Origin of the sequence: Tsukamurella hominis (genome assembly GCF_965137015.1) — a bacterium.
Lineage (GTDB): Bacteria > Actinomycetota > Actinomycetes > Mycobacteriales > Mycobacteriaceae > Tsukamurella > Tsukamurella hominis.
Genome location: NZ_CBCRZG010000002.1, coordinates 149,452 through 161,265, shown reverse-complemented (window position 1 = coordinate 161,265; position 11,814 = coordinate 149,452). Strand labels below are relative to the sequence as shown.

Annotated in this window: 14 protein-coding genes and 1 tRNA gene; 4 read left to right on the top strand and 11 right to left on the bottom strand. The window is 68.6% G+C overall.

Annotated features, from left to right (window positions below):
* Nucleotides 1-14 precede the first annotated feature (14 nt).
* On the top strand, nt 15-377 hold the full coding sequence (locus ACM9LD_RS03350; protein ID WP_415675367.1) for a hypothetical protein: 363 nt from the start codon (nt 15-17) through the stop codon (nt 375-377).
* Nucleotides 378-420: 43 nt separating this feature from the next.
* Here ACM9LD_RS03350 and ACM9LD_RS03345 read toward each other — a convergent pair whose 3' ends face one another.
* From ACM9LD_RS03345 to ACM9LD_RS03335, 3 genes are all read right to left on the bottom strand, one after another.
* Nucleotides 421-840, bottom strand: coding sequence for a pyridoxamine 5'-phosphate oxidase family protein (locus tag ACM9LD_RS03345; protein ID WP_415675366.1), 420 nt, complete (start codon nt 838-840; stop codon nt 421-423).
* 140 nt (nt 841-980) lie between these two features.
* Nucleotides 981-1,496, bottom strand: coding sequence for a DUF3145 domain-containing protein (locus ACM9LD_RS03340; protein ID WP_068521214.1), 516 nt, complete (start codon nt 1,494-1,496; stop codon nt 981-983).
* A 135-nt stretch (nt 1,497-1,631) separates the two neighbouring features.
* Nucleotides 1,632-2,453 carry a serine hydrolase domain-containing protein gene (locus ACM9LD_RS03335; protein WP_415675365.1) on the bottom strand — a complete coding sequence of 274 codons (822 nt, stop codon included), beginning with the start codon at nt 2,451-2,453 and terminating at the stop codon, nt 1,632-1,634.
* 207 nt (nt 2,454-2,660) lie between these two features.
* On the opposite strand from ACM9LD_RS03335, the gene ACM9LD_RS03330 reads away from it, so the two are divergent.
* Entirely contained in the window at nt 2,661-4,661 is a 2,001-nt protein-coding gene (locus ACM9LD_RS03330) for a hypothetical protein (protein WP_415675364.1), read from the top strand.
* Nucleotides 4,662-4,710: 49 nt separating this feature from the next.
* Here the strand turns inward: ACM9LD_RS03330 and ACM9LD_RS03325 are convergent, their stop codons facing one another.
* The 3 genes from ACM9LD_RS03325 to ACM9LD_RS03315 all read right to left on the bottom strand — a co-directional run bounded on the left by ACM9LD_RS03325 (nt 4,711) and on the right by ACM9LD_RS03315 (nt 7,044).
* Nucleotides 4,711-5,256, bottom strand: a complete 546-nt coding sequence (locus tag ACM9LD_RS03325; RefSeq protein ID WP_415675363.1) for a pyridoxamine 5'-phosphate oxidase family protein — start codon at nt 5,254-5,256, stop codon at nt 4,711-4,713.
* Between the two features lie 98 nt (nt 5,257-5,354).
* Nucleotides 5,355-6,173, bottom strand: coding sequence for a transglutaminase-like domain-containing protein (locus tag ACM9LD_RS03320; protein WP_415675362.1), 819 nt, complete (start codon nt 6,171-6,173; stop codon nt 5,355-5,357).
* Nucleotides 6,174-6,270: 97 nt separating this feature from the next.
* Nucleotides 6,271-7,044, bottom strand: a complete 774-nt coding sequence (locus ACM9LD_RS03315) for an AraC family transcriptional regulator (RefSeq protein ID WP_415675361.1) — start codon at nt 7,042-7,044, stop codon at nt 6,271-6,273.
* Nucleotides 7,045-7,092: 48 nt separating this feature from the next.
* Between ACM9LD_RS03315 and ACM9LD_RS03310 the strand changes: the two genes are divergently transcribed.
* Together ACM9LD_RS03310 and ACM9LD_RS03305 are read left to right on the top strand one after the other, a co-directional pair.
* Nucleotides 7,093-7,482, top strand: coding sequence for a hypothetical protein (locus ACM9LD_RS03310; RefSeq protein WP_415675360.1), 390 nt, complete (start codon nt 7,093-7,095; stop codon nt 7,480-7,482).
* A gap of 25 nt (nt 7,483-7,507) precedes the next feature.
* Nucleotides 7,508-7,723 carry a class I SAM-dependent methyltransferase gene (locus ACM9LD_RS03305; protein WP_415675359.1) on the top strand — a complete coding sequence of 72 codons (216 nt, stop codon included), beginning with the start codon at nt 7,508-7,510 and terminating at the stop codon, nt 7,721-7,723.
* Nucleotides 7,724-7,836: 113 nt separating this feature from the next.
* Here ACM9LD_RS03305 and ACM9LD_RS03300 read toward each other — a convergent pair whose 3' ends face one another.
* From ACM9LD_RS03300 to ACM9LD_RS03280, 5 genes are all read right to left on the bottom strand, one after another.
* On the bottom strand, nt 7,837-8,709 hold the full coding sequence (locus ACM9LD_RS03300; RefSeq protein WP_415675358.1) for a hypothetical protein: 873 nt from the start codon (nt 8,707-8,709) through the stop codon (nt 7,837-7,839).
* Nucleotides 8,710-8,833: 124 nt separating this feature from the next.
* A tRNA-Asn gene (locus ACM9LD_RS03295) sits at nt 8,834-8,906 on the bottom strand.
* Nucleotides 8,907-9,006: 100 nt separating this feature from the next.
* Entirely contained in the window at nt 9,007-10,560 is a 1,554-nt protein-coding gene (locus ACM9LD_RS03290) for a hypothetical protein (RefSeq protein WP_415675357.1), read from the bottom strand.
* A 146-nt stretch (nt 10,561-10,706) separates the two neighbouring features.
* The gene (locus ACM9LD_RS03285; RefSeq protein ID WP_415675356.1) at nt 10,707-11,534 is read right to left on the bottom strand and encodes an adenylate/guanylate cyclase domain-containing protein; all 828 of its coding nucleotides are present in this window, start codon (nt 11,532-11,534) and stop codon (nt 10,707-10,709) included.
* A gap of 30 nt (nt 11,535-11,564) precedes the next feature.
* Nucleotides 11,565-11,750, bottom strand: coding sequence for a hypothetical protein (locus ACM9LD_RS03280; protein ID WP_415675355.1), 186 nt, complete (start codon nt 11,748-11,750; stop codon nt 11,565-11,567).
* Between the last annotated feature and the right edge of the window lie 64 nt (nt 11,751-11,814).

The window sequence follows — 11,814 nt, the reverse complement described above, 5'->3', positions numbered from 1 at the left end:
AGAAGGACCGTCCCATGAACACCACCGCCAAGCGCGTGGCCGCCACCGCGGCCTCCCTCGCCCTCGTCTCCGCCGCCGGCGTCGTCGGTACTGGCGCCGCCAACGCCTGGACGACCGTGACCTTCAGCAATCCCGTCGCCGCCTGGGCCGGCGCCCGGGTGACCGTCCGGAACCAGACCTATGGCGACGCGGGCTGGTGCACCTACCGCTCGCGTCCGTCCGGCTGGAACTTCGACACCGTCACCATTCCGTTCCCCTTGCCGGGCAAGGCGGTTCGCGAGGTGATCGTGCCCGGCGCCCAGCCCACCGGGAAGTGGTACTGGGTGCGGGTCACCTGCAGCAACGCGCCCACGACGGCGCGCTGGGTGAAGTACTGACCGTCGCCCGACGGTGCCGGGCGGCCCCGGCACCGTCGGGCGATCACATCGTGAGGTCGGCGCCGAGCCAGTGCTCGGGCTCGAGGACCACGGTGAGATGCTCCCCCAGCTGGCCGAAGGCGAACTCGAGATAGCCGTCGAGCGCGGCGCCGGAGAGGTAGCGGGCCGCCATCGCGCGGACCTCCTCATCGGTCGACGGCCGCGATTCGGCGACGGCGCCCTCGACGCTCACGTACATCGTGCGCGGTTCGACGGTGTCGACCATCAGCGAGAACCGGCCGGCGGCCGCGAGCGCCGTCGCCTTGCGGGACCCTGGACCGATGGTGATCCAGGGCTTGCCGCCCGGCTCGTAGGCGTACCAGACGGGCACGGTCAGCGGGCCGCGGCCCGGCTCGGCGACGGAGAACGCCGCGACGTGCGGTTGCGCGAGGAATTCCTGCTTCTCGGACGTGGAGAGTGCCATGTCCCGATGGTGGCAGATCGGGCCGACAACTTTCCGCGCTCGAGGAATCGCAGTGCATTCCCCACCCGTGTCCCGGTCCCGGCGGGGCGCCGTCGCCGCAGCGCCGCGCTCGCCCGCCAGGGCCGGGTTTCAGGCAGGTCTCAGCCGACGGCCTGGGAGAGCCAGGTGACCTCGGCGCCCTGGCCACCCATGCGGAAGGGCTCGAGCGCCTCGTCCCAGGCGGTGCCCAGGAGCGAGTCGAGGGACGTCTGCAGGCCCTCGGGGCCCTGGTCGAGCATCATCGAGCGCAGCTGCGCCTCGCCCAGCAGGGTGTCGCCGGACGCGCTCATGGTGCCGCGCCACAGCCCCAGCCCCGGGGCGTAGCAGAACCGCTCACCGTCGACCCCCTCGGAGGGGTCCTCGGTGACCTCGAACCTGAGGGAGTTCCACTCCCTCAGGGTGTTCGCCATCCGCGCACCGCTGCCGACCGGGCCCACCCAGTCGACGACGGCACGCTGCATGCCGGGGACGGCCTCCTGCGCGGACCACTTGAGGGTGGCCCGGGCGTCGAGGGTCCTCGACAGTGCCCACTCCACGTGCGGGCACAGTGCAGCAGGTGCGGCGTGAATCCAGACGACTCCCGTCGTCACCTCTGCAAACTGACTCAGCTGCTGCATGGTTGCCACCTTCTTCGTTTCGACGAGGACGTCTTCCCCAAGCCACCTGTCGAAACGTGCCGGCTACCAGCTGCGCTTTATCACATCGATGTAGTTATGAAGCCATTGTGCACCATGATGCGCGTGTTGCGCCAGTTACTCGCCTTGAAGTTCCTGAGAAATCAGCCGATCGTTGAACTCGGACCACAACGGCTTGGCCCAGGCCCCGAAGGGCCGGTCAGTGAGGACGACTGCCGCGAGCCGCAGATCGGGGTCGAACCACAGGAACGTCCCCGCCTGTCCGAAGTGCCCGACGGTGCGCGGCGAGTTCCGCGTGCCTGTCCAGTGCGCCCGCTTGTCACCCTTCACCTCGAAGCCGAGCCCCCAGGTGTTGTTGGCGAACTTCCCGTAGCCGGGCACGAAGCCCGGCAGGCCCGGGAAGTGAACGGCGCGCGCACCGTCGACGGTGCCCGGGTCGAGAAGCGTGGGAGCGGCGACCTCCGCAGCGAACCGCGCCAGATCGGACACCGTGGACCTGGCGCCGTGCCCGGCCGGCCCCGCCAGTTCCGAGTTCCCCATCCCCAGCGGCTCGAAGACGGCCTCGCGAAGATAGTCGGAAAAGGAGATGCCGGTCTCGGTCTCCACGGTCCGCGCAAGGAGTTCGTAACCGTATGAGCTGTATATACGTTGGGTGGCCGGTTGTGCCTGCACAGCGGGCGAATCGAAGGAAACGCCCGAGGCGTGCGCCAGCAGATGCTCGACGGTGCTCCCCTCCGGCCCCGCCGGCTGGCGCAGCGTGATCGCCTCCTCCTCGATCGCCACCAGGACACCGTAGGCGACGAGAAGCTTGGTGACGGATGCCAATTCAAATGCGTGGTCGACATCGCCGTGCATCTCGACCGCGCCCGGGGCGTCGGTCCGCAGAAGTGCGCCGGCGGCGCTGTCGACGGGCCACTCGGACAGCTCCGCGAGACTCATCGGAATCCTTTCGGTCGTTGCCGTCACCCTATCGCGGCACCGAAAAGGAAGGCGGGTTCCGCCGCCGGTGCGGACGACAACTCCTGACGCATTGCTCCCCAATTTTGCTGTGACACAAAGGGTGATCTTCAAGACTTCAACAGTCTTATCCTCAGCGCGGATGCGCGATTGCGGCATCTGCATTTCGTCCGAGAGGAACCTCCCACCATGAGTGCGAAGCATCGCAAGGCCTCGAAGCTGGCCGCCAAGCGCACCGCCGTCGCCGCGACCGCCGTCGGCGCCACCGCGGCCGTCGGCCTGATGAGCGCCCCGGCGCAGGCGGCCACCACGCCGCCGGACTACAGCAAGGCGATCAGCGACTACTCGCACGCGCTGGACAACTTCCTCAACGCCTCGAACAACGTCACCAACAGCGCCGGCTCCGTGTGGAACCCGATCGCGGGCCAGACCGGCGGCATCCTGCCGGTGTTCAGCTCGTCGTACAACAAGGTCGATGTCACCAAGATCTCGAACCTGCCAACGGTGCTGCGGAATCTTGCAAGCCTGAACCTCCCGACAGGTGTCCCAGGCGTCGTGCCGAATGTGGTATTGCCCGGCGGCACGCAGCTCGATCTGTCGAAGATCCTCCCTACGTCTATGCCGGGAAGTGGTCTGTTCAACGGAGCCGCGGGGCTGATCGACACTGTCCTGGGAACACCGATCGTCGGTGACGCCGTGGCGGGTCTCCCCCCGTTGAGTTCGATCATCCTTGGACTCGAGGCGACTCAAAGCAAGTACACCAGCAAGTACACGTGGCCGTTGTTGGGAATGGCAGGCCAGACGAACTTCCTGAACACCTTCGTCAAGACCCCGGATGGCTTGACCATCATCCTGCCGAAGACAGTGAATATCGGAGGCCTGCCCGTCGTTGTCCCCGGTGGTGGACTCCCGTTCAACCTCCTTCCCGCTGGCAGCCTTCCGTCCGGCACGGTGTGGATTCCACAGGCCGACGGCACGTACACCTTCCCGCTGGGCGCGAAGGCGGGCTTCTGGGGTGCTGCTCCCACCGCGGCGCTGAAGATCCCGGGATGGCTCGGCGGTTCGGAGACCGTGGTCTCGGTGCCGATCGGTGCGGCCGGCGTGGAGCTGCCACTCGGCCTCGCGAAGGCCGGCGTGCTCGGCGCGAACGTGCTGCTGCCCACGCAGAACGGCGTCTACTCCCCCATCGGCCTCACGATGACGAACGTCAACACGATCCTGCCGGTCGGTTTCACCAACATCAACGTGACCACCGGGAACTACGTCGGCACCAACGGCATCAACGTCAACAACGGCCAGAACCTGCTGTTGCTGCAGAACCCGCTGGGCGTCCCGCTGCCGATCCTCTACGGCCTGGGCGGATTCAACGTCGGTGTCGAGGGCGCCGGACTCACGTCGCCGTCGCTCTTCGGAGTCAAGCTGTTCTCCGACAACCTGCTCCAAGTCGGCAGCCAGACCGGCCCCAACTCCAGCGCGGGCCTGATTCCCGACGGCCTCCTGCCGACCGACCCGCTGAGCCAGATCATCACCGGCGTCACCTCGCCGCTCGGCGTCAGCTCGCTGACCCAGCTCCTCGGCATCGACACCTTCATCACGCCCGTGATGACGGCATTCGGCCCCGTCTACCAGGCGATCTCGGCGGTCACCCTGAAGCCACTGTCGGACTTCGCCACCAGCCAGTACGGGCCGTTCATCAACGGTTCGGCGTCGTCGCTCCTGGACTTCTCGAAGACCCTGTCCGAGCAGTCCGCGAACCTGCCCGGCGCCCCGGCGCAGTCCGCCGCGGACTCGAATGCAAGCGCGCGGTCGACGACCTTCGCCGCGACCGGGCAGGAGGCGGTCTCCGCCAACACGCCCGAGGTCGCCGTGCCCGACACCGGCGGCGACCACAGCCTCGACAAGGGCGGCGAGCCGTTGCCCGACCTGCTGGCACGGCTCCAGGGCGACAAGGACAAGGGCAAGGGTGACGACGGCAAGCCCACGCCGACCACCCAGACGCCGGCGCCCGACCCGACGCCGGCGGGAGAAGATCCCGCAACCGAGCCTCCTGCAGCGGATCCCGTGACGGCTCCCGAACCGGCCGCCGCAGAGACGGATACAGCGACCGCACCGTCGACCACCGACACCACGACGACCACGGACGACGGAACCACCGACGCCGGGAACGCCGGCGCGGACAAGGCCGCGTAACCCGCGGACACGGTCACCGGCCCGGCGCCCCTCCGGACCGGTGACCGTGCTACCGCACGGGGATTCCGGTCGGGAAGCCGTCGATGCTGTGGGTGTTGCGCTCGCGGTGGTACCGCTCGATGCCCTCGTCGCCCTTGTTCTCGGCCCACGAGTCCATGAGCGTGCGCTGCCCGTCGTACTCGTAGAGCGGCACGCCGAAGCCGCACGACGTCTGCACCAGATCGACGGTGACGTCGAAGACGTTGCGGGCGCCGCGCATCGGCGGGAACAGCGCGATCAGCTCACCCCAGTCCGCGTCACCGTCGTGGACGGCCCGCGCCGTGCCGTACAGCCGCAGGATGAGCGGCTTGCCCTCGAAGGCGCAGAACATCACGGTGATCCGCGGGTTCCGCAGCAGGTGCGCCGCGGTCTCGTTGCCGCTGCCGGTGCCGTTGAGCCACGCCACACGGTTCGGGCCGAGCACGCGGAGGGAATCGAGTCCCTTCGGAGACACGTTGACCCGCCCGTCGGGCGCCGCGGTGCCCACGAAGAACATCTGCTGCCCCTCGATGAACTGTTGGAGCCGATCGCTGATCCGGTCGTACTGCGTCGCCATGCACCCCAGTATCGCGCCGGCGGCCCCGCCACCCCAATCGATTTCTACCACCAGTCGCCGGGAGCGTGCCGAGACAAACCGGCGTCGGCAGACTGGTCTCAGCGCACGAGCTCGTCCGGAACACGAAGGTCAGCGTGTTCGTAGAGCGATGCGACAGCGATTGTGTCGTCCGTGGCACAGACTTCGGCGATCTCGTCGAGGAGGGCATCGTAGTCGGGCCCCGTCGCGCCGTCGTACGCCTCGGTCATCCGACCCCACTCGTCCCACGGCAACATCTCGACCTTGTTCAGAGCGGCGAGATCCTTGACCACATTGCCGCGGATCTCCGCAGGTCCCCAGTTCGCGGTCCCATGTACACCGAACCGCGACGCGTCGATCGCACCTCGACGGTAGGCCATCCACGCCTCACCCCCTGACAAGAACTGACCGGCCACAAGGTCGTCCGGATTCCCAACGACCTTCTGCCCGAGAATCTCCGGATCCAGGCGTACCCAACGATGAGTATCGATAGCGCGATACTCAACGATCCAGTGATCCACCGCCCTATCGCGCTCGAAGTATGTCGCGAAGCCACAGCGGACCCGGGCTGCAATACCTCGATACCGAAGCAGGGCACAGGCGAGTACAGCGAAGTGGCGGCACGTACCGACCACGCGGTGCAGCGGCTCTCGAGACTCGGCAAGCGACCTCGATTCCAGGCCCTGGAGAAGGACGACCAAATCGGCAGCGGGTCGGATCTGATTCTCCCCCAATCGATCTTCGGGGAAATCGCGAGCCTCCGCGTCACCGGGCTGAATGACCAACGCGTGAACGGGCGCGCAGATGTCCACCGGCTCGGTACCCAGACCCTCGAGCAGCCCGGAAGGTACCGCAACCAGGTCGGTCAGGGCCCCTGGCAGGCGATAGTCGATCGTCACCCCTGTCAGCGTAGACACATGGGCACCCGGGTGGCGTTCGCGGCCGATTCGCCCGTCAGCCGACACCACCGGTTATCGCGCTCCTACCGGTCGCTTCCTACGACCAGTCGCCGGGTGCAGCACCGACGACCAGGCGCGATCCGGTGCCGAGCAGGGCCGTGGCGCTGAGCCCGAACATCGCGAGGAAGGCGTCGCTGAAATGCGACGGTGAGGCGAACCCCGCGTCGGCCGCGGCCCTCGTGAGATCGGCGCCCGCGGAGATCGACTCGGCGGCGCGCAGCATCCGCACCCACAACCGGTACCGCCGGAAACTCGTGCCGGTCTCCCTGCCGAACACCCGGAGGAAGTACGGCGTCGACAGGTGCTCCGCCTGCGCCAGCGCCGTCGCGGAGCAGCCGGCCGGGTCCGCCCGCACCCGCTCGATGGAACGCCGCACCCTGGGCTCCGGCGATGCCCCCGCACCGAACGCCGCCGCGACCAGCGCCGCGCCCGAGGGATCGCGCTCCTCGCACAAGCGCAGCAACTCGGCCTCGGCGCGGTGGCCCGTCGCGAACTCCCCTGGCTCTGTCATCCGAGTCGTCAGGTCCCGCGCGCGCACCGCGGTGGCGTCGTTGTAGCAGAACAGGATCCGGGCTCCGGGCTCGGCGACCACGCGGTGCACGGTCCGCGGCGGCACCAGGATGCTGCGGGCCGACACCGTGCGGGAACCCACCTGCACGTCGAGCGGACCGTCGACCCCGACCACGAGGCAGTGCACGGACGTCGAGTGGGCCGCGAGCCCCAGCGACGGCCCCAAGTACAGCGCGGTCGCCGGCGAGACCCACAGCACGCCCGGGACTGCGCACGTTTCCGGAAGCGCGGTGGTGGTCACCTCACCGAAGCTAGGAGCATCACTCCCCGACCACCGGAGGTTCCACCCGTGACCACGCACCGCATGGCCGGCGCGCTCCTCGCCGCCGTGGGCGTCGCGCACCTGCTGCCCGCCACCGCCGTCCTCTCCCGCGATCGCGTCGAACGCGCCTACGGCGTAACGGTGCCGGACCACGACACCGAGCTCCTGCTGAGGCACCGCGCGACCTTCTTCGGGATCCTGGGCGCCGCCCTCCTCGCCGGCGCCGCGGACGAACGCTTCCGGTGGCCCGCGATCGCCGCCGGGACCGCGTCCGTCGGCTCGTTCCTGGCCCTGGCGGGCGCCGCCGAGGCCCCCAGCGCGCAGCTGAGGCGGGTACAGCAGGTCGACGTGGCACTGCTGGCCGCCCTGGGTACCGCGGCCGCCTGCGAGGCGCTGGGCGCGCGCCCCTCCGCCTGAGCGGTCGCGCGGCTATCGTCGCGCTGTGTCCACCTACGACTGGCACGCCGCCGACTACGACGCCACCCGCGGCGGCGCTCCCCGTGCCTCCGCCGCTGCGGAGGCGATCAGCCCGCTCCTCCCACAGGGAGACACGGTGCTGGACCTCGCCACCGGCACGGGCATCGTCGAATTGGAGTTCCGCCGCCGAGGACACGCGGCGACCTGCCCACCGACATCGCCCTACGGACGGCGGACCTGACGGACTAGGGTTGGTTCCGCCGACAGAGCGAGTATTGCGCGACCGCGTTGCGGCACGTACGCCGCCGCTTCGGCATCCCCACTGCACACCTCAGCCCGTTCGACGCGATCCGGTTATCGGTTCGTGAATCGCAACGTGGATGGGTCGATAGCCCCCTCCAGAAGGTAGGAGTGCTCCTGATTGAGCATTTCGACCCATTCGTCGCGGTCACGTTCAGTCGGGTGAGTGGTCATCGGAAGTCTGCTCAGGACGTCACGCATGTCAGCACGGTTAGCGGAACGGCTGTAGCGAATCCACTCCGTCGCATCACCCCAGCCCTCCGCATCGGCAAGGTGCGGTCCCAGACTGACGTGCGACGATCGCGTCGAATGCAAGATCCACAGAAACGGGTAGAAGCACACCTCGGCCAGCACGTCGTACATCTGTCGAGCTCCAACCACCCTCATCATCGAGTAGGCACTTGAAATCCTGCACGCGCAGGTATTGACCCGCGCCACGCTCAACCGGAGCCCTTCGGGGAGCCTGAGTGAGTCGTCGTCAAGGATGAGCGATGCCAGGAAGTCGTCGTGCATCAAGCTCATGGACGGAGCGAGGGCGACCATTCCGTGCAGAACTGACCGGGCAACCCGACCGGGTGCCACGCTGATCGCGGGAACTGTTCCATCGCCACCGTGGGGCAGGACCACTCGACCGGTGAGCCGATTCGCGACGTCTATCCGGCGTGCGAGGTCTCCGTATGCCGGGTCGTATTTACTCGCGAGGTTGTTGCAGTCCTGGCATATCGTCCGCAACCACATCCCCCCGTCCTTGGGACTGCTTTGCCGCATGACCTCGTCCTGAATGTATGGGCGCATTCGTTTAACGGCCGCCTGGCGGTTGCCCGCGCACTGTGGGGGTATGTGCGCCTTACTCAACCTGGTGGCGCTCCGGCAGAGCAGACACTGGATAGCTTGCTCGGGCGCGGCGCCGATGTAGTTGCGCTTCATGAACTGATGATCCCGCGCCCGACTGACAGATCGACGAGGGGCGGGGCATCTCTTCTGGCACGTGTGTTGGCACTCGGCACACCTTGGATAGCAAGAAGCCCGCAGTGACCTGCGGGCTTCTTTGCTCCCCCAACTGGACTCGAACCAGTAACCCTTCGATTAACAGTCGAATGCTCTGCCAATTGAGCTATGGGGGATTGAACTTTGACCGAGAAGAGACTCTAGCGCATACGCGCTCGGGGAGACCAATCGGCAGGTCAGAGGGCCTGCCGGAGGTCTCCCCGAGGGCGTCGGCGATCAGTTACCGGTGGTGCAGGTACCCGCCTCGACCTGAGCCGGGGTGCAGGTGGGGGTCGTCGCCGGCTTGGTGGCCGTCGGCGCCTGGGTCTGCGTCCGGGTCGCGGCCTGCGGGGTCGCGGCCGGGGTGGTAGTCGTCGGCTGAGCCTGCGTCGGCTGCTGCGTCTGCGTCTGCGTCGGCTCCTGGGTCTGCGTCTGCGTCGGCTGCTGCGTCTGCGTCTGCGTCGGAGTCGCCAGGCGCTCAGCCGGCTTGGTGGTGGTCGTGGTGGCCGCACCGGCACCGCCGGTCACGGTCGCACCCGCGCCGCCGGACACCGTCGCACCGCCGCCGGGCACCGTTGCGCCCGCGCCGGCACCCGCACCACCGGTGACGGTGCCGTTGCCCGCTCCGGCGCCGCCGGTCACGGTCGCGCCCGCACCGGCGCCGCCGGAGACGGTCGCGCCGACGTTGCCGCCGACCGAGACCCGGTTGCCGTTGTCGGCGCTGGGCTTCGCGACGGTCGCCTCGACCGACGTACCGACGGCCTCGTTCAGCGACGCGGTGGTGCCGGCCTGGATCGTCGCGCCCTTGAGCGCGGCGGCGGTCGGAACGGTCACGTTCGCATCGAGGTTCACGTTGCCGGTCACCTTGGCACCGGGCACCGCGGTCACGGGGGTCACCGTCGCCGACGTCGGCAGCGGGGCGAGAACCGTGCCCGGGAAGACGGGCGCCGTCGTGGTGGTGGTCGTCGTGGTCGTCGTGGTGGTGGTCGTGGTCGTGTAGATCGGCGCCACGACGCGGGCCTGGTCACGGACGTCGATCACACGGCCGGGCGTGACGGCCCACACCGGGTAGTACGGCTGATCCCAGGCCGGGTTCACGCGACGGTACGGGTTGTTGCCCAGGTTCAGGCTGATCGACACCGAGATGATCGGCTGCGGGCGCGGCTGGGTCCAGTTCTTGGGGTAGACCCAGAAGACCGGCACGTCGACCTTGAAGTCGGCCGAGAACCACGGCTTCGGGTAGTCGGGGCGCTGCCACGGCTTCGGCTGGCCCGGATGCCACGGCTTCACGCCGAGCTGGCGGCCGTACAGGGTGTAGCAGGTCTGGGTCTGGACCTCGATGCCGGCGCGGTAGTTGTTCCAGGTGCCGGTCTCGCAGATCTGCTGGTAGACCGCGATCTCCTGCGGGGTGTAGTTCCACGGCTTGTAGTTCGCCGGGCGCACCATCGGCGCGGGCGGCGCCGGCTGGGGGGCGACGCGCAGGCCCGGGATCGCCGGGGCCGGCGGGTAGTACACGGTGGTGTTGTTCGTGGTCGAGGTGATCGTGCCCTGCGGCAGGCCGGAGTTGGCCACGGCCTGTGCGGCGACGGTGTTACCCACCATCGTCACGTCCTTCGGCGGCACGGCGATGCCGTCGGTCTGGAAGGCGCCCGGGTTCGCGGTGAACTGGTCGCCCGTCACGGGCGAGAAGGCGACGGGGCTGTCGCCCTCGGTCGACTTGCCACACCCGGCGAGGAGGCCGGCGGCGGCCACGACGGCGAACGACGCGGCTCCGATCTTCTTCGTATTCATCTGGTTCCCATCCTTGGAAATGGAGACGGGGCACGAAGGCCGCCGCTGGACTCTAGGACTCAAGTCACACGCTCTATAGGGACCGTGCCACGGTTCGTTACAGCCCGAGTCAGGTATTTCGGGAAGTTCAGGGGAAACCCGGAGGTTCAGTACAGCGGGCGCACAGAGAACACCTGTAGCTTCTGGGGCGCACCCTTGGCCTTGAAACGACGGGGTCGCACCTGGTAGCGGCCCTTATCGGCGATGGTGAAGACGGTCTCGGACGCCAGCACCTCGCCCCCGTTCGCCGCTTCCGCGACCCGCGCCGCGATGTTCACGTCGACGCCGATGAGGTCGCCCTTGACGCGCCTCGGGGTGCCTGTGTGCAGGCCCGCTCGGAGCGTCGGCCGGTACCCCTCGGCCACGTCGATCGCCCCGACGGCCTCGATCACCTCGTACGCCGCCTCGATCGCGGTCTCGCCGTCGAAGGCGACCAGGGCACCGTCGCCCATGGTCTTGACAACGACACCGCCGTGCCGCCCGACGATCTCCGCGGTCGTCCGGTTGACGGCGTGCAGCAGCCGCACGATCTCGTCGTCCGTGCGATCGAGGGCCCACGTCGAGAAGGCCACGAGGTCGGTGAACAGGATGGTGATGGGCTTCGGTGGCAGGTAGTCGCGGTCGCGGCGGCTGATCATCGCCTGCCAGGTCGCGGTGGCCAGGTTGCCCAGTTCGCGCGTCACTGTCGGCTCGTCGCCGACGATGCGGTCGAGCAGGCTGGCGAGTCGCTCCGTCGACTCGGCATCGGGTTGGAACAGGTCCTTCTTGGGCCCGCCGGGCAGGTTCTCCCGCGCGGCCCGCACGAGGCCCGTCATCGCCGCGCTGCGGTTCGCACGGTGCGCGGCCTCCGCACCCCGGGCCAGCAGTTTCCGCCCCTTACCCGGGTCGGCCGCGGCACCGTCGTCGTCGGGCAGCTGGCGTGCGTCGTCGGCCATGCGACCGAGACTAGCCGTGCGGCCGTGGTGCTACGACGGTGCCCAGCGCTCGCCGTGGGCGCCGTGTCGCGCCGCGCAGACGTAGACGTCGAGTTCGGCGGCGGAGTTGAGCACCGCCTTCACCACGCGCCACACCCCCAGGCCCGCTCGCCGACCCGCCGGCGGGCGGATTCCCAGCCTGAATTCGCCGCCACGCACGTCGTAGTGATCGAGCACTCCGACTCCCCTCGTCCGATTCGAGTGACCTGGGCCACACGTTAGGCCTCGTTCTCGTGCCGCG

Bases quoted from the DNA above. Each gene is read 5' to 3' on its own strand.
- ACM9LD_RS03350 (WP_415675367.1), top strand. From the start codon at position 15: ATGAACACCACCGCCAAGCGCGTGGCCGCCACCGCGGCCTCCCTCGCC.
- ACM9LD_RS03345 (WP_415675366.1), bottom strand. From the start codon at position 840: ATGGCACTCTCCACGTCCGAGAAGCAGGAATTCCTCGCGCAACCGCAC.
- ACM9LD_RS03340 (WP_068521214.1), bottom strand. From the start codon at position 1,496: ATGCAGCAGCTGAGTCAGTTTGCAGAGGTGACGACGGGAGTCGTCTGG.
- ACM9LD_RS03335 (WP_415675365.1), bottom strand. From the start codon at position 2,453: ATGAGTCTCGCGGAGCTGTCCGAGTGGCCCGTCGACAGCGCCGCCGGC.
- ACM9LD_RS03330 (WP_415675364.1), top strand. From the start codon at position 2,661: ATGAGTGCGAAGCATCGCAAGGCCTCGAAGCTGGCCGCCAAGCGCACC.
- ACM9LD_RS03325 (WP_415675363.1), bottom strand. From the start codon at position 5,256: ATGGCGACGCAGTACGACCGGATCAGCGATCGGCTCCAACAGTTCATC.
- ACM9LD_RS03300 (WP_415675358.1), bottom strand. From the start codon at position 8,709: ATGAAGCGCAACTACATCGGCGCCGCGCCCGAGCAAGCTATCCAGTGT.
- ACM9LD_RS03290 (WP_415675357.1), bottom strand. From the start codon at position 10,560: ATGAATACGAAGAAGATCGGAGCCGCGTCGTTCGCCGTCGTGGCCGCC.
- ACM9LD_RS03285 (WP_415675356.1), bottom strand. From the start codon at position 11,534: ATGGCCGACGACGCACGCCAGCTGCCCGACGACGACGGTGCCGCGGCC.